This is a genomic window from Paenibacillus sp. YPG26, from assembly GCF_023704175.1.
Lineage (GTDB): Bacteria > Bacillota > Bacilli > Paenibacillales > Paenibacillaceae > Fontibacillus.
The window spans coordinates 810934-828075 of the sequence record NZ_CP084530.1 but is presented as its reverse complement, the minus strand read 5'-3'; the positions used below and the strand labels follow the sequence as shown (position 1 = coordinate 828075).

The 17142-nt window shown below is 47.0% G+C and carries 12 protein-coding genes; 2 read left to right on the top strand and 10 right to left on the bottom strand.

The annotated features are described in order from the left end of the window. Positions 1-414: 414 nt before the first annotated feature. The 5 genes from LDO05_RS03725 to htpG form a co-directional block, all read right to left on the bottom strand. Positions 415-4863, bottom strand: a complete 4449-nt coding sequence (locus tag LDO05_RS03725) for an S-layer homology domain-containing protein (protein ID WP_251377572.1) — start codon at positions 4861-4863, stop codon at positions 415-417. 264 nt (positions 4864-5127) lie between these two features. Beyond that, the gene (locus tag LDO05_RS03720; RefSeq protein WP_251377571.1) at positions 5128-5415 is read right to left on the bottom strand and encodes a hypothetical protein; all 288 of its coding nucleotides are present in this window, start codon (positions 5413-5415) and stop codon (positions 5128-5130) included. Positions 5416-5458: 43 nt separating this feature from the next. Continuing rightward, on the bottom strand, positions 5459-5629 hold the full coding sequence (locus LDO05_RS03715) for a DUF3934 family protein (protein ID WP_251377570.1): 171 nt from the start codon (positions 5627-5629) through the stop codon (positions 5459-5461). 324 nt (positions 5630-5953) lie between these two features. Next, positions 5954-6808, bottom strand: coding sequence for a manganese catalase (locus tag LDO05_RS03710; protein WP_251377569.1), 855 nt, complete (start codon positions 6806-6808; stop codon positions 5954-5956). A gap of 279 nt (positions 6809-7087) precedes the next feature. Beyond that, positions 7088-8968, bottom strand: a complete 1881-nt coding sequence (htpG, locus tag LDO05_RS03705) for a molecular chaperone HtpG (protein ID WP_251377568.1) — start codon at positions 8966-8968, stop codon at positions 7088-7090. A 232-nt stretch (positions 8969-9200) separates the two neighbouring features. Here htpG and LDO05_RS03700 point away from each other — a divergent pair, with 232 nt between their 5' ends. Continuing rightward, positions 9201-9311, top strand: a complete 111-nt coding sequence (locus tag LDO05_RS03700; RefSeq protein WP_481857017.1) for a YjcZ family sporulation protein — start codon at positions 9201-9203, stop codon at positions 9309-9311. Between the two features lie 182 nt (positions 9312-9493). Here LDO05_RS03700 and LDO05_RS03695 read toward each other — a convergent pair whose 3' ends face one another. Continuing rightward, positions 9494-10876: an amino acid permease gene (locus tag LDO05_RS03695; RefSeq protein ID WP_251377567.1), complete on the bottom strand. Its 1383-nt coding sequence runs from the start codon at positions 10874-10876 to the stop codon at positions 9494-9496. 319 nt (positions 10877-11195) lie between these two features. On the opposite strand from LDO05_RS03695, the gene LDO05_RS03690 reads away from it, so the two are divergent. Beyond that, positions 11196-11693, top strand: a complete 498-nt coding sequence (locus LDO05_RS03690; protein ID WP_251377566.1) for a VanZ family protein — start codon at positions 11196-11198, stop codon at positions 11691-11693. Between the two features lie 41 nt (positions 11694-11734). On the opposite strand, the gene LDO05_RS03685 is transcribed toward LDO05_RS03690, so the two are convergent. The 4 genes from LDO05_RS03685 to LDO05_RS03670 are packed head-to-tail and all read right to left on the bottom strand — an operon-like array spanning position 11735 to position 17022. Continuing rightward, on the bottom strand, positions 11735-14146 hold the full coding sequence (locus tag LDO05_RS03685) for a restriction endonuclease-like protein (protein WP_251377565.1): 2412 nt from the start codon (positions 14144-14146) through the stop codon (positions 11735-11737). Next, a complete protein-coding gene (locus LDO05_RS03680) occupies positions 14118-15062 on the bottom strand; it encodes an McrB family protein (protein ID WP_251377564.1) in 945 nt (314 codons plus the stop codon). Before LDO05_RS03680 ends, LDO05_RS03685 begins: the two co-directional genes overlap by 29 nt. A gap of 6 nt (positions 15063-15068) precedes the next feature. Continuing rightward, on the bottom strand, positions 15069-16367 hold the full coding sequence (locus LDO05_RS03675; RefSeq protein WP_251377563.1) for a DUF3578 domain-containing protein: 1299 nt from the start codon (positions 16365-16367) through the stop codon (positions 15069-15071). Then, complete coding sequence (locus tag LDO05_RS03670; RefSeq protein WP_251377562.1) at positions 16339-17022, bottom strand: nuclease-related domain-containing protein; 684 nt, start codon at positions 17020-17022, stop codon at positions 16339-16341. The genes LDO05_RS03675 and LDO05_RS03670 overlap by 29 nt, the downstream gene beginning before the upstream one ends. Between the last annotated feature and the right edge of the window lie 120 nt (positions 17023-17142).

Here is a 17142-nt window from a genome sequence, read left to right as displayed (position 1 = left end):
AACGGTTGCATAAGAAAAATAAGAAATGTAAACGCCGCACTCTTCTCAGGTTGTGCAACTTGTTTGCACAATAAGGAGTAGTGAAAACGTTTACCATGTTTCTGATTACTATACTAACTTTCTACTTAGACAGTTGTCAATGCACTTTTCAGTTGATTTGAGGGAGACTTATTACCTAATTGTGCCCATCTACATTTTACGCCAACGTTTGCATTATTCGTACATTTTTGCCCGAATATGAAGCATTCTCTTAGCATCTAACCAGGTTATTAAGTCCTAGATAACCTTCTGCGTGTTCTCCTTCACTGGTGAAAAAAATGACAGCCCGAATTCGACATCCAGGCTGTCTGCTTATAGCTAGTTACATCTATGTTTTCTGTGCCAATCTACCGTGCTGATCTGTCCGTGTCCGGCTTACCTGGCGGCTGCTACCGTGATATCGCGCAGCGCCCAGTGACTATCCGGCACGTCTGACCATTCCGAATGCACTTCCCCGCTAACAGGAGCGAGTTGAAGCACCTTGTTCATGATAACCACCGCTTCCGCACGGGTTAGGGATTGTTCAGGCCGGAATGACTGATCACTGTAACCTCTAATTATGCCGGCTGCCTGTACTTTCAGAATAGCTGATTCCGCCCAATGTCCGGTGGTATCCTTGAATCCTGGACTGGTCTTATCCTCACTACGGATGAGCAAAGATACAATCTTCGCCATTTCAGCACGGGTTATGGATCGATCCGGGCCAAACGTACTATTTGTATAACCTTGCATGAGTCCCATGCTGGTTACTTTTGCAATCGCATCCTTAGCCCAATGAGCAGACTTCACGTCACTATATGCCATGCTTCCAGTCTGATCGGGATTGGATATGACTCTTGCCAAGATCGATGCGATCTCCGCGCGTGTAATTCTGGCGTCCGGCTTGAAGGTGCCATCAGAATAACCCTTCATGTATGCTGCCTGCAGGTTGGCTCCTGCCAGACCCTCCGCACTGATGATCGTAAACGTGCTAAATTTATCAACCGTAAATTTCAGACCCAGGTCCCCTTTGCTGCTGTACGGTACAACTGTACCCCTTATCAACTGCTTGGACCCATCACTGTGTTCAATATATACCGCCAAATCCTTCAGTTCACTCTCGCTCAACTTAATAAGCGAAGGCAAAGGAAGAATTAACGTAACCTCGCGTCCCTGAAGGTTCGTGTCGATGGACATCGGCCGGGCTAGAACCTTCACCTCTCTGCTGCCTGTATGCTTGGTAACCAAAGAATCTTTACGTATACGGTCTTGAATAATCTGCTTCGCCGCATCTGTCTTGGCCGGGATCAGGCTGATCTCAAGACCACCCAAAATATTCTGCAGGGATGCCGCAGGTATCTGCATTTGGGCGTTCCTCGTTACAAGCCTTAACCCAACCTTGGCCCCATCCAATAGCTTAACAACTGCCGAGGGCAGGGTTACCGTTGTCTCAGACACCTCATCCTTAAGATCTGGAACTAACAGGGTTAGCGCTGGCAATCCAGCTTTTGCAACGTCTATAACCTTGGCTATCTGGTCCGATGTAAGCTGAATAACATCCTTCTTGGAACCATCAGATTTCAGGATCCGTTCGATCACAAGTGTGGAGATGACATTCCCGTTACTTCCGTCCGCAGCCTCCACATCGATATTTACGAACTCCTTGTCAGGTCCTACGGGTCCAGGTCCGGATGTACCCGGAGTTGCCGGATCCGGATCAGGCTGAACCACCGGAGCTGCCTTAATCAATAGAACTGCACTCTCTAATGCTGTACCGGTCGTTGGCAGCTCAGCATTACGCGGAGTCACCTCAAACGAGATGTACTTGCCTACATCGTCAGCTTGCAGGGTATATGTCCGATTCACGGCCCCAGCGATCGGCGTATGGTTCATGGTCATGGCGGAGTCATCCGAACGATACCACTGATACGTGGTCCCGTTCTCTTCATCACTATTCACATCCTGATAAGAGTAGCTGCCGGTTAGGGTCTGCCCGGCAACCGCCGTGCCAGTGACAGTTACGCCCGATACAGTTGGCGCTGCCGCGGCAGGTATAACCTTGTCTGTTGCAGCACTCTCGGCCGCTATGCCTGTTGTTGGAACTGCCCCATTCTTCGGTGTCACCTCGAACGAGATGTACTTGCCTTCGTCATCTGCCTGCAAAATATATGTGCTGCTTGTGGCCTGTTCAATGGCCTTATGGTTCACAGTTAATGCCGCATTATCCGAACGGTACCACTGATATGTGGTCCCGTTCTCTACATCTCCGTTCACGTCCCCATAAGTGTAGCTGCCGCTCAGGCTCTCTCCTACAACCGGGTCTCCCGTTATCGTAACCGGAGTTGCAGTAGGAGCCTTCGGGCCAGCGATCACCCGGTCTGTAGCAGCACTTTCTACCGCGAATCCTGTAGTAGGCGCAGTCTTATTCCGAGGGACCACCTCGAAAGAAATATATTTACCAATATCCTCAGCCTGCAAAAGATATTCCTTGCTTGTTGCATGTGGAATTGCGGTACGGTTAATCAGACGGGCCGGATCATCCGAGCGGTACCATTGGTATGTGCTGCCGCTCTCCGCATCTCCATTCAAGTCCGAATAGGAGTACTCTCCTGTCAAAGTCTGTCCCTCAGCAGCTAGGCCCGAGACCGTGACACCTGCTGCCGCCGGTTCAGTTGGAGCCAGGACAACTCTTCCGGTTGCGGCGCTCTCAGCCGCGGTTCCTGTCGCTGGCTCCGCCTCCGTCTTCGGAGTCACTTCGAATGAAATATACTTGTCCACATCCGCTGCCTGCAGGACGTAGGTCTTCGTTACAGCCCCTGCGATTGGCGTGTGGTTCACCGTTCTGGCAGAGTCATCGGAGCGATACCATTGGTATGTGCTGCCGCTCTCCACATCCCCGTTCACATCGGAATAGGAGAAATCACCAGTTAAGGTCTGTCCCACAGCAGCCAGGCCCGAGACCGTGACACTTGCTGCCACTGGTGCTGCTGGCGCCGCGGCAATCTTGACAGGATGACTTTCTGCTGGGACTCCTGTTACCGGCTCCCGCGCACTGCGCGGAGTCACTTCGAACGAGATATATTTGCCCACATCCGCTGCCTGCAGGGTATAGGTGTTCGTTACAGCGCCCGGAATCGGCGTACGATTCGTGGTTAGAGCCGCATCATCGGAGCGGTACCACTGATAGGTGGTTCCATTCTCCGCATCCCCGTTCATATCCGCATAGCTGTAGCTCCCGGTTAAGGTCTGTCCTTCTGTTGGCGTTCCAGTCACGGCTGCATTGGAGGCTGTTGGAGCAGCCTTGATAATCTGAACATGGGCGGATACAGAATCCGACTCATTGCCTGCCTTATCAAGGGTCCTGGCTTCAATGTCTGTTCTTCCGGCTTTAGAGAGGGATACTGCGCTCTCATAATCTGTCCAGCTGCTCCAGGTTAAGCCGTTGTCTTCACTTGTCCGGTACTGGGATTTCAGTACGCCTGCTTCCGAATCCGTACCATCACTTACGGTGAACATTATATCCTGATAGGAGTCTGTCCCCGAGATATAACCCGGAGGCGCAACAAAATTCACGGTTGGCTCGGTTGGCGCCGTCTTATCAATCAGAATCTGAGCTTGTGCAGTCTGGGAGAGGTTGCCTGCCACATCCAGGGTCACAGCCTCCATATCTGTTCTCCCCGCTTGTGAGACTTCAAGAGGGACGCTGTAATCGGTCCATTCCCCCCATGTCCCGCCATTGATACGTGTCCGGTATTGGGATTTCAAGACGCCCGTTCCCATGTCTGTGCCGCTCAGGATGGTATAAGCAACATCCTCCTTAGAAGCTCCTCCTGAAGCATATCCGGCAGGAGAGGTGAACTGGAATGTTGGCTTATTGGGAGCAATCGTATCGATAGTAATAGTCCCATTATACGAAGATGAACCTACAGCCCCGTTACCATCATCGGCCTTGAATACAACACTGTCGCTCACGCCATTTCCCAGAGCATCCACTGATGTATTCCAGGTCAATGTAAAGTTGTCCGCTGCCGGTATCGAGATCGGCGCAGCCGCAACCGTAGCTGTCTTGGTAACCTCGCCCAGGGTGGCACTGACCGTCACATCCCCTCCGTCGGCGTCCGATACTTTACCCGAGATAGAGAACGATTCGCTGCCGCTCTTCGTAGATAGAGTCGGGCCGCCTGCCGCACCAGACAATTCGATTACCGGAGTATGATTCATGATGACATAGGGATCCGAGGATTGCCCTGTACCTGATGATATAGAGAGAGCCGATTTCAAGTGAATTGCTGGCCGGACAGCTCTGGAGTTGTTGGCCGTAATCGCGGATGTGGAACCAGTCGTATTCAGAAACCATACGTAGAAGGGGCTCCTCTGTTGAGGTGTAATTAACCAGTACCGTTCAGCCGGGGTACCGAGATAAGGCCGGTATAATCTGGATTCATAGTAACTCAGAAGTCCAACCTTCGCATTCACACTCATGCCTGATTCATCCAACTCATTACCTATCTTCCAGCTGAAGTCCTGAATCCAGAGACGGTCGGAGAGGTTATTATAGTACGACCCGTTGAGCCATGAAGCAATATTGCTTCCATCGCCGGGATTGAACAGCTGATTATTGTTGGTATCAAAGGGTCTCGCTCCATCAAGATCCGAAGCAATTAAGTATCCGGTATTCGGGTCAAGAACAACCCAGGTTTTATTGCCGTATTTCACCGTATCCCCCACATGAACAACGGACCTCCACAATACCGGTGCTTCGGCATCAGCCGCTGCCCGCGGCGTATTATTGGAGAACGCTGAGACTACCAGGGTAAGAATAAGGAGAACTTTCAATTTTTTCATTTGCCGGCGCATGTTAATCTATCAATCCCTCTCATTAAGCTTGTTAAGCTGCTCTAGCATTATACACTTTCTGACATCTATTCGGGTACAGTTTTCTGCTAATATACGCCAAAAATCGACACTCCCTCCTTCTATGATAGCCGTATCCGGTGAAGCAGAAGCGCCAAATTCGTGGTCGAAACGCAAAAACAGGTCAGCCAGAAGCTCCTGGCTGACCTGTTGATATGAAATAACTCAAGCTTAGTGCTTCAGCTACAATCTGTTCTAAGAACCCGCGTATTCCTTGTTCGCTGTCTCCAGCATGGATTTCCAATCCGGGAAGCTCGTCTCCCGCGCCACATGGCGGTCGAACAATTCATCCGGTATGTTATTGACGTCCTCTTGAGTGTGAACCTGGAAGTTCCCCTTCTCCAAGAACGCTGCAAAGCTGTCATGCCCGGAATACTTGCTCATGAACGATTTATTGAACAATTTGTCCAGGGATACGTTGTTCGGGTCTTCCTGTGCTGTTTTTTGTCCTTGTAATTCTACCAGCAGATCATCAAATGACATTGGTTTTTGTCTTCTCAGAAAGCATCACTCCTATAATATATGGTTATTCATCTCTAGAATTAACGGGAGGCTGCTCGCTATCCCGGTTCTTCGTCCCTTTACTCTTGTAGGGTTTGGGTGCGCTCTTGGCTTTATTGGCACTTGCCTGCCACCGGTTCCACCCTTTCTTGCCTGTGCCTCTGCCTGTTCCGCCCTTGCCTTTAGCTTTGCTCAAATAATCACTCCGTTATGTTGATCTTACCGCAATCTAACCACACGCCGCTCCACATGCACCGTACGGGTGACTTACCACTTTCACTTTATAACCAGTTTAACACATTTTTTCATTTCCTATGTGGAATGAGTTAAAGTTTTATGTCTTTAAGGCACTTCCGCATATGTGGAATGAGCTAAAGTTTTATGCCTTTAAGGTACTTCCGCATATGGGGAATGAGTTAAAGTTCTTTGCCTTGGCGGCACTTCCGCATATGTTCTTATATGAGCAAAAAACAGGGAGACCGCCCGGCAGGCAGCCTCCCTATTATATAATTAAGCCCGATTATTTGCCCAGCAGTCCTTTGTTCACGATATAAGGACCGGTTCCCGGCGTTGAATGCTGATGATCCGCAGGCGGCATCAGTACCGGCTCTCCGCCTTGAGCTGGCGGGGTCGCCACATACTCGAAGTTGCCCGTTCCATCCGGCAGCGGCCCGTTGGCCCAGCGGCCCGCGCTGCTCTCTTCCCCCTCGGAGAAGTTCAGGAATTGGCGTGTTGCCTCCTCTACCGTCTGCTCACGCGGGAAGGAAGCCGGCGCAATCGGCCCGTCTATCTGCTCAATCTCTTCAATCGCGGCAAGCCACTGATTCTGGTGCATGATATCGCGGGAGATCATGAAGCTCAGCATGTCCCGGATACCCGGGTCTGTCGTCTGTTCATAGAGACGCACCACCTGCAGCAGACCTTGGGACTCCGCATTCAGGTTGGCCCGGAAATCAGCGAGCAGGTTCCCGCTCGATACGATATATTTAGCATTCCAAGGATAGCCGTTGCTGTCGCTAGGCATAGCTCCCATTCCCGACACAATCGTATGCTGCGGGTTCATCCCGCCCAGTGCTGCGGCAATGAGTGGATCTTTGGCCATCTCTTCCACCTGATCCGCCGGCGCTCCATCAAGCAGCTGCGAGATCATCGTACACAGCATTTCGACATGCCCGATCTCCTCCGTACCGATATCAAGCAGCATATCCCGGTACTTGCGGTCTGCACGGCAGTTGAAGCCTTGGAACAGATACTGCATCATTACGGACATCTCACCAAACTGACCACCCAGCACCTCTTGAAGCTTTCTCGCATATACGGGATCCGGTTTCTCGGGTTTTGCACGAAATTGAAGTTCTTTAATGTGAAAAAACATAAATTGACTTCCTCCTTCGGTTGTAAGTTATGCGTGGTTTGTCGCGTCTTGTCGCAGTATTCTTACCCTGTACCAGGGACATCCAATCAACCGAATTCTCTCCCGGTGGGACGGCACTCTCCCGGAAGGTCTTCAATCTCCAGTTAAATTCTACCCGGCTTAATATACAAAAACAGCACAATCCCCCGCTCCGTTAATCCGGAAGCAGGGGATTGTGCTGCCATATCAGCATCTGCATAGGTGACCTAAGTCAGCTTGCATCTACAGATCAGCTTAGATTTACACCATAATCTTGCAGATGTTATTCGTGAATTCAACTGGATCGCTAACCGGCAGTCCTTCGATTAGAAGGGCCTGATTGTACAGCAGGTTCGTGTACAGCTCGAGCTTCTCCGGACTGCTGGCCTTGGCGTCCTTCAGAGACTGGAACACCTCGTGATTCACGTTAATCTCGAGGATCTTGTCCGCCTTCACATCCTGGCCATTTGGCATGGATTTCAGGATTTTCTCCATCTCGATGGTCAACTCCCCTTCGGTAGACAAGCATACCGGATGGGTCTTGAGCCGCTTGGAGGCCTTGACCTTGGTTACTTTACCGGTCAGGAAGCCCTGCATGGAGTCAAACAGCTCCTTGTTCACACTCTCATCGGATTCAGACTGCTCCTTATCCGCTTCGGGCTCAATTCCCAGGTCGCCGCTGGAGACTGATTTAAATTCCTTCTCCTTATACGCCATAATCACCTTGAGCGCGAACTCATCGATATCGTCAGTCAAATACAGGATCTCATATCCCTTGTCGGAGACCACTTCAATCTGCGGAAGCTTCTCAATCCGCTCAATAGACTCCCCGGCGGCATAGTAGATATATTTCTGATCCTCAGGCATTCTGGAGACGTATTCATCCAGAGTGACCAGCTTCTTCTCCTTGGAAGAGTAGAACAGGAGCAGGTCCTGCAGCACTTCCTTATTCATGCCATAATCGTTATAGACCCCGAACTTCAGCTGACGGCCAAAAGAAGTATAGAACTTCTCATATTTCTCGCGCTCATCCTTAAGCAGGCTGACCAGCTGGCTCTTGATCTTGCTTTGAATGTTCTTCGCAATCAGCTTTAGCTGACGGTCATGCTGCAGCATTTCCCGGGATATGTTGAGAGACAGGTCTTCAGAATCGACCATTCCTTTTACGAAGCTGAAGTAGTCCGGCAGCAGATCCCCGCATTTGTTCATAATGAGTACGCCGTTCGAGTACAGCTCCAGGCCCTTCTCATATTCCTTCGTATAGTAATCGAATGGCGTATTCTCCGGAATGAAGAGGATGGCGTTATAGACTACAGCCCCGTCTGCCTTGATATGAATATGAGACAGCGGCTTGTCGAAGCCATACCGCTTCTCATTGTAGAAATTCTCGTAATCCTCGTTCGTCAGCTCGCTCTTATTTTTGCGCCAGATCGGAACCATGCTGTTAATGGTCTGTTCCTCCACCGTCTCCTCGAACTCGTTGTCACTGCCTTCCTTAGGCTGGCGGGAAGTCACATCCATCTTGATCGGATACCGGATGAAGTCGGAATACTTCTTGATGATGCTTCTTAGGCGGTACTCGTCCAAATATTCATCATACTGATCGTCCTCGGTGTTCTCCTTGATCTTCAGCACGATTTCGGTTCCCGGCGCATCCTTATGGGCCGGCTCAATCGTATATCCGTCCGCCCCTTCGGACTTCCACTGGAAAGCTTCATCGCTGCCAAAAGCACGGCTTGTTACGGTGACTACATCAGCTACCATGAAGGCCGAATAGAACCCAACCCCGAACTGGCCGATGATGTTATGCCCGTCCTTCAGCTCATTCTCGTTCTTGAACGCAAGTGAACCGCTCTTCGCGATTACGCCCAGGTTGTTCTCCAGCTCCTCCGGCGTCATCCCGATGCCTGTATCGGTGATCGTGAGCGTCCGGTTCGCCTTGTCCGCCGTAATCTTGACGAAGTAATCTTCCTTATTGAACACCAGCGTGTCATCGCTTAGCGCACGGTAGTACATCTTATCAATAGCATCACTTGCATTGGAAATAAGCTCTCTGAGGAATATCTCCTTCTGGGTATAGATGGAGTGGATCATCATGTCCAGGAGCCGTTTGGATTCAGCTTGAAATTGCTTTTTTGCCATAATTGTATTCTTCCTTTCTATGTAGAAGTAAGGATGGGTAATGGATGGGAACAGGGTTCGTCCCTGTATATTTTAGCACTCGAACACAAAGAGTGCTAATTCTTATTTTTATATATCATGAGCCCAAAAATGTGTCAATAGAAGTAAATGCTTATTTGCCCATACGCATACATGACCCCTGACATAACTTATATTGTTCACCCATTGTATTTAGCGAAAGGAGGAGACATACATGAGTGGAGTTGGCGGCGTAGGTGGCGTTGGAAATATGTTCACTTCTACAGGAGCAATCTTGGTTCTGTTCATTTTGCTGGTTATCATTACTCGTTCTTTCGTCCTGTAATGCACTTCCCCCTTTCCTGTTAACTTATACGCATTAAGCAGGAAGAGCCTCCTTTGTTAAAAGGGGGCTTCTTGTGTTCTTGTGTTCTGCAAAAAGCGACAAGCCCGGGACGCCATGTCCGGGCTTGTCGCTTTGCATTATTTTACCGTGTGCGATGTCTGATTATTCTTGTACCTTCTGTCTTAAGCTTCGTCCGTTTCTTCCACTCTCTCCCGCTTACCCATGCGGAATACATAGTATCCGGCAATCACGATCGTAATGAACACGATGCCGACGATCAGGGACGTCCGGGTATCCGGATTGAACCACATCCCGATGATGACGAGGCACAAGAAGATAATGGTGATGTAATTGCTGACCGGGAAGAACCGGGACTTGAATGGATGGGCCCCCATCTCGTTCTTCCATTTCTTCCTGAACTTGAATTGACTGAATGCGAGAGCGAACCACGGTACCATGCCCGGAAGCACGCTCGCACTGTAAATATACAAGAACAGCTTCGAGTTCGGCATCAGGTAATTGAACAGTACACCGAGCAGCAGCATGGAAATGGTCGTGATAATACTGTTTCTAGGCACTCCGCTCTTGGACAATTTGCCGAAGAACTTCGGAGCTTGTCCGTTCTTGGCCAACGTATACAGCATTCTTCCCGCACTGTAGATCCCGCTGTTACATCCGGACATCGCGGCGGTCAGCACCACGAAGTTAATGATTCCTGCAGCCGCCACAATCCCCACCTTGGCAAAAGTCAGCACGAACGGGCTGCCAATCTCACCAACCTGATTCCACGGATAGAGCGTCACGATGATGAAGATCGCGCCCACATAAAAGATCAGAATACGCCAGATGATATTCTTGATTGCTTTGCGAAGAGTCTGCTTCGGATTCTCCGCTTCACCCGCTGTAATTCCTACCAGTTCAACCCCCTGATAGGCCGCCGTGACAATACAGAGCGCGAACAGGAACCCTTGAAGCCCTCCGGCAAAAAAGCCACCATGGCTGTAAAGATTCGACAATCCAATCGGTTGGCCGCCATTTCCAAGACCAAAAAAGATCATTCCCGTTCCAATCACGAGCATAAAGACGATCGCAACCACCTTGATAAGCGCGAACCAGAATTCAAATTCCCCATAGAATTTCACCGCGGCCAGATTGGCTGCCGCAATAATGCCCACGCCGATCAAGGCTGGAATCCACTGTGGAACATCCGGGAACCAATAGCCCACATATACTCCGATTGCGGTCACTTCCGCCATACCTACCGTAACCCAGAAGAACCAGTAGCTCCATGCGGTCAAGAAGCCAGCCATTGGGCTGATATACTTATGGGCAAATGTAGCAAATGAACCCGTCAGCGGTTCAAGTATCAGCATTTCCCCCATGATCCGCATCACAAAAAACATAATAATGCCGACCAGAAGATAGGCCAGCAGCACGGACGGCCCCGCCCATTTGATCGTACTAGCCGACCCCATGAACAAGCCCACACCAATCGTGCCCCCAAGCGCGATCAGCTCGATATGCCTAGGCTTCAGGCCTCTGTTTAACTGTTGTTTTGATTCCAAACCGAACGCTCCCCTTCGTAAGTGTCCATTCTCCTGCGTTAATGATCCGGAAAACGTCCCTCCATAGCTTTACAGAAATTTTATGACAAAACCTGCATAAATTCAATGACGGAACGAAGGCATTTATTGGGCAAATAACGCCATCTCCATCTAGAGTCAGAACCTTGTTACCGAGAACCAAAAGGCATGTTCTTATATAATTTAACCCCATTTGGACATAACCTTAAGAAAAACGTTATCTTTTCCCCATTATTTCTTAAATATTATCCGTTATGTTAAGTACTGCAAGGACAACACGCATCAGAAACGGGGAATTGTAATGAGACTTAAGCGCATGAGCTTCAGCATGCTGATCACGGCGATGTTCGCCGCATACCTTTATATCGTAGTAAGAGTTATTCTGTTCAAGTTCCACAGCATTGATATGGAATTCATAACTCAGCAGTTATGGAAGCACCTGCAGAGCCCGGGTTTAATCCTGGACCAATTGACCGTTAGGGCTAATTTCATCCCTTTTCATGAGATTATGCTCTATTGGGAGAAAGCGAGCTTCCACGCCTTAGTTAACTTTATGGGCAACATCGTAATCTTCATCCCTTTCGGAATGCTGCTGCCGCTGGTATTTAGGAGAATGTCAAATCCCCTGTCCAGGGTGCTGCTTCTGTCTTTCACCTTCAGCCTCGGACTGGAGACAGCCCAGCTTATCTTGGCCATAGGCACTTTCGATGTGGACGATCTGATTCTGAACACCTTTGGAGGTGTGCTGGGGTATGGGGTGTTTTTGCTGGGGAGTAAGAGGGTATCCTCTAGCCATTAGGGTTAGGTATGAGCAACCATCTATTCAATTAGTTGGGTGCTCTACTCTTTCAAATTCACTCCCAATACTCGACTAGCCAAGTCCACTTGGTCGTGATCCAATTTCACTTTCACTGTTCCCAAACGCCTTTGCTCACGCCACTGCGCTAAGTCCTCGTCTGTCTCAAGCCTTAGCTCAGCAATTTCCAGAGCTCGATCAAACATATACTTAGACGTATACAGAACCTTGTATATCCCTCGTCCACCGGAAACAATCGGTTTGTCCCGCTTCATCCATTTCTCAATAGTGAATTTCACATATAGCTTCTCTTCAGTCCCTCGCCTTGCTGGTCTTTCTGTAATTTCTCTACGTCTGAGCACTTTCCAGTCCGCAATTCTTCCGTACCAGTTAATACCCATTTCCCCTGTAGATGAGAATTGACCTCTAGATTGATAGAGAGCTACATATTCTAACTGTGTCAGAATGGTATGATCAGAGATATTCTCTAGAGGCATATGGTAGAATCCGTCCCTCAAAGCTGACTCTAACTGGGCAACTTCTCTAAGCGAACCTACAAGAACGTTTTTCCCTAGTATTTTATTCTCATAATAATTCTGGGTTCCACGTGGCCTAGTAGAGCGCTCATAAGCCTTCTCAGGACTATCCATAACTATTTCATCCAAGAAAGATTCCATCAATTCCGTTGAGTTAGGTAAGAATGGAAAAGCCCCTACATTGATTAATTCAATACTCTTATAGAATCGGTGATCTTTGTACTGTGCCTCATCATGGTAAGGGAACAATACATAGGCGCCGAACATGCTTCTCTCAATCTCTCCACTCGTGGCCTCACCATATACAATTGCATCTCTGTAACGATGCATAGTGTTAATATCCTCTTCCTCGGGACCGGGCAGCTTGTATTTCTCGAAGTAAGATGTTCCTTCATAGGCCGGGTTCAAGCGATACTTGGCATCAAAAATATATTTATATTCCACCTGGGATTCATTTTTCTTCAGAGTAAGCACATTGTCAGGCTTTTGACCGAGCGTCTGACTATGATCGCCTTTAGGTAACGAGTTGTAGTAGAGCGTAAATACCTCACCATTTCTGGGATTACGATATACCATCTTCGCCTTTTGCGATTTATCCAAGGTCACAAAGACCCCAGTGCGATTGACCTTAATAATATCTTGTTTAAGAAGCTCATATTTACGACTAAGAAGATCATGAATCTTGAGGAAACACCAATACTCATATAGCTGAGCCAAATCCTTCATAGACAGGCGGAATAACTCACTTTGGATGGACAGGCCCTTCATGAGCATCAGATAACTCCGGTACACTTCCCGGTAACCTGGCGCCATTTGTAAGACCAAAGAGATCGAGAGCTGCTTCATTTCTCCAACGTTTAGAAAGTCGTGCTGCAGTAGGCGCCGTAATTGTGCCTGCATAGATTCTAGTCGCTTTGCTAGCAAAGGGTCTTGCAGACGTCCCTTTTCCATTAATCTTACTTTCAGAGTTAAGAGCTTTTTGGAAATACGGATCAGCACCCACCGAACAAAGCGATTCTCGGCAGTATCGTAGTTGATTTGTCTCTTGGATTCCAGCGCGTGACTAGGGTAATAACTCTGATTGTTCAAAGAAATGAAGCCAAGCTTCTCGTCTGAAACCAGCAGGTGAGGACGTTTCGTTAAAAAGGATATATTCTCTTTACCCATCCTCTTAGCTCTAGCTGCTTCGACAATCCGATTCTCTTTCTCTAACTTAGAATGAGGGGCAGACTTTATCCGCTCTACCGCTTGAACTAGCTGCTCAAATACATGCTGTAAAATCGTGAAAAACTCCGTAAGACTCTGATTACGAGTCTCTTTTAAGCCTGTAAGATTATAAGTCTTTCGCAGAAAATCAAAAGAGAGATTATAGATCTGCTGATTCACATCGTTAAGTATCATCTGGTAATCTCGCTTATAATCCATTTTGGATGGAAAGATCTCAAGCTGAAGCTGGAAAATAGACTGCCCATTTAATCTTAGCTCTAAATCTGTCAGTCCAACTTCATTTTGAAAGTTCAAAATGCCAGAAAGTATCGTTTTTCCTAAAGGCTTAATGGCTTGACGTACATATACATTCTCGTGGTGAAAAGTTAATGCTATATCCTGCTTCTTCTCAATAACCAGTTCATAAGATTGAGTCTCGAAGAAAACAGGATAACTCTGGTCACCTGTCTGCCAGGGCGATAAATCTTCGGAGCCTGGTGTGAAAACTGATACCTTCTCTATATATAGCTCCTTAGATAGCGAAGTCACCTGAAAGGCAGTATCTACCCAAGTTCCTTCCTCGGTTCTATGCAGCTGCAAAGATTCTACTGCCGGATGATACGGCTTACCCTGAATATATAGATTAAACCAATTTGTCTCTATACGAAGTAATTCAGCACTTTGTCTAAGAGAGCCAGTATGAGGTAAAGCCATCTTCTTCTAACCTCCGTAACATGAAGGCAATTTTCCTAGCACTTTGGGGGTGCTTCGCATCTGCCTCTCCCATGGAATTCCATCGAAGATACAGCTCAGAGGCATCCTCCATAAGCTCAGTAACAGACAGAGACTTACCTAAAGCACCTTGCATTAATTGAAGCAACACTCGCTTGACTGATGAGCTACTGCCCTGCACACGAGGTAGTATTTTCTGTAGAAGCTGTGTATCAAATGCCTCATCATCTGTCCGCAGCTTGAACCGTTGATTGTATACCATATAGAAACAAATCGAGTCTCTGATCCGGAAACCAACGTGGGAGTGAATTTCCTCCAAGATATTATTAATTTTAACCAACTTCTCTGTTGTCTTATGAATCAAATCCTGATAGTCCCGATACACGTCTACCAATTGCAGATATTCACTTCGCAAGAAAGAATTATTGACCTTTAAAACTTCTTCGTTAGCAAGCTGTGTATAAGTAGGATATTGCTCCAGATTAATGTAATTAAATTCAATGGTGTTCGCACGGTCCAATACCTTTTTACTAAAAGGATGGGTAGTCTCATCCATATTAACCGTACCAATTAAGTACACGTTATCCGGTAGATGCAGATCTCCATAAGTTAGTTGATCCTCCAGTCTTAGAGAATCCTTGTTAATGAGACTTGAAGTGATAATCCGTTCATCCTGCCACTCCTGGGTCTCAATAATGCTAAGAACATCGCTAAAATAGTACTCAACTCGCGCCAGATTCATTTCATCGAGACATATAAAATAAGGCTTGTGCTGATTAGCCGGATCAGAGGCTTCAACCAATACTTCTGACAAACGTCCTGGACGATAGGCTCCTGAGAGATCCTTGTATCCGAGTAGATCTGAGGGGTCACTCCAATCCGGTCTTACTGGAATCAATGTGAACTAATGGTTATCTCCCTTTGCACCAAGTGCTTCGGCAAACAGCTTAACTAGCTTCGTTTTCCCTGTGCCGGAGACACCAGCCAGTATAACAAAAGGCTTGGTCTTCAAGGATAAATATAGGTTCTCAATTAACCCATCCGGATAGTGAAACCCTTTCTGTTGTATATAGGCCTTGATATGTTCAATTCGCTGAGCAATGGTAAATGAATCCACTTGTTCCTTCTCCTCAGGTTCAGATGTAGCCTTCTCGAGCACGTTGTTAACATAAATCTTATAATTGTCTATCACATTCTCAAGATCTGCCAATAAATGCTCATCGTCAGGGATATGATCTCGGTCATAACGTACATAAGCCACCGTGGATACCTGATAATCCCGCCCCAGGCCACTTGTTGTCAGATGAATGTGATCATCCTTGTGCATGTTCTCGAGTGGCAGCAGTTCCCGCATCTCGTTGACCTTTTGCTCAAGATATAGATAGCCATCTTTTTTGCCGCGTTCTCTTAGAGGAAGGGTAACTCCCTGAAGCAAGGTTAGGTAGACCGATTGCATATCCTCGGAAAACAAATACACGATATATTCCCCGTGCTGAGTAGTCTCAGTAACCCGCTTATCCATAATGGCTATCCAAGGAATGTTGGCCCAGTTACCCTGACCAATAGAGCCTTGGATCTTGTAGTTATCATCAATAAAGGGTAGCTTCCTTATTTGTTCCGGTATAGATTGTCTAAATAAACCGCCCATGGAATGAGCTGCAAAAGACTGGGTTTTAGCTTCCAGGTAACTATTTAAGATTTCAGTTAAAGTATCCTGAAGAGAGAAATTAGATCCCCCCTCTTTAGAGGCTAACTGGTTATTGTAGCTGTCCAATTCGGTGAGAGCATATTCCCTTAGTTCACGTATTACGGCGTCATTTAACAGACTTATTACGGACGGCTTGAACGAGATGATTTGTTGTTCATTGTTAAATTCCAGTATGGATGCTAATGCATCTATCGGTGTTCTAAGTAACGACTTAGTCTGGCTTAACGTGTAGCTATTCCAGTTGGCAGCCTCAGATTTAGGCGGTCCATCGACTTTCATTCCTTCACTGCTGCTATGTCGATAATAAGCTAAAAACCGCTCAGCAATCTTGCTCAGCGGGAAGGTTAGATTATGACTCTCTTCATATTCGTCGATCAGGGAGAGAATCAGTACCATTTTGTAAGACTTTTGTTTGTTTCGGAATATTGTTGAAAGTTCGTTTGGTAACATTGGTGCGTCCTCCGGATTAAGCTTTAGGCTTTTTTGCTTTTTCAATGTGTTCGGCTCTGACTTTTGGATCTGTAATATTAGCTTTTTTAAGCTTCTCATAGATCTGGACAATCCCAGTATCTGTCAAAAAATTAGCGGGCTGCTCTGCCTTTATTCTAGTAATTTTCCTCTGAATAAATTCAGATAGTTCAACATCATAAACAATTAATTCATCAGAGTTAATTTTTCTAAGCTCAGGATCAACACTAAATCTACATCTCATGGTAAAAGAAATCATAGAGATATATCTTAAGTTCTTAAACTCGCCTATCTGAGCTTCAATGGCTTTAATATGTCCATAATTTTGCATGAAGGGATTATACATTTTGAATCGGTTACTAACGCTCCAGTACTTCTCGGTTTTCTTACCTTTTATCTCCCCATTGTAGTTCTTTGTTTCAATAACGAACAGAGCATAAGGAGAAACAATAAGATGATCAATCTGGGAATAACCAGAACGCGATTTAGGATTAGTAATTAATAAATCACTTAAATATTTGCATTCCTTGGGTAGTTGATCCAATTGGATATTAATCTTGTGCTCACCTAGCTCGCCTATACGAGTTGGCTCAATCTTTTTGCGCGGGGTGGTTTTCTTCTGAGGTGCTTGCTTATTAGGTGTATTACTTGACTTAAACATGGCTAGTAGTTTCTTTATCATTATGTAGGGCTCCTAAGGAATAAGATTGGGATTAATAATATTAAGTCCTCTATTCTATGTTTATCGGTTTTATAAAGAAAATGCTACATATGGGCAAAGCTTAACTTACACCTAGAAGCT

What these genes read in the sequence shown, in the direction of transcription:
- LDO05_RS03725 (WP_251377572.1), bottom strand. Translation starts at nt 4,863, where the DNA reads ATGAAAAAATTGAAAGTTCTCCTTATTCTTACCCTGGTAGTCTCAGCG.
- LDO05_RS03720 (WP_251377571.1), bottom strand. Translation starts at nt 5,415, where the DNA reads ATGTCATTTGATGATCTGCTGGTAGAATTACAAGGACAAAAAACAGCA.
- LDO05_RS03710 (WP_251377569.1), bottom strand. Translation starts at nt 6,808, where the DNA reads ATGTTTTTTCACATTAAAGAACTTCAATTTCGTGCAAAACCCGAGAAA.
- htpG (WP_251377568.1), bottom strand. Translation starts at nt 8,968, where the DNA reads ATGGCAAAAAAGCAATTTCAAGCTGAATCCAAACGGCTCCTGGACATG.
- LDO05_RS03700 (WP_481857017.1), top strand. Translation starts at nt 9,201, where the DNA reads ATGAGTGGAGTTGGCGGCGTAGGTGGCGTTGGAAATATGTTCACTTCT.
- LDO05_RS03690 (WP_251377566.1), top strand. Translation starts at nt 11,196, where the DNA reads ATGAGACTTAAGCGCATGAGCTTCAGCATGCTGATCACGGCGATGTTC.
- LDO05_RS03685 (WP_251377565.1), bottom strand. Translation starts at nt 14,146, where the DNA reads ATGGCTTTACCTCATACTGGCTCTCTTAGACAAAGTGCTGAATTACTT.
- LDO05_RS03670 (WP_251377562.1), bottom strand. Translation starts at nt 17,022, where the DNA reads ATGATAAAGAAACTACTAGCCATGTTTAAGTCAAGTAATACACCTAAT.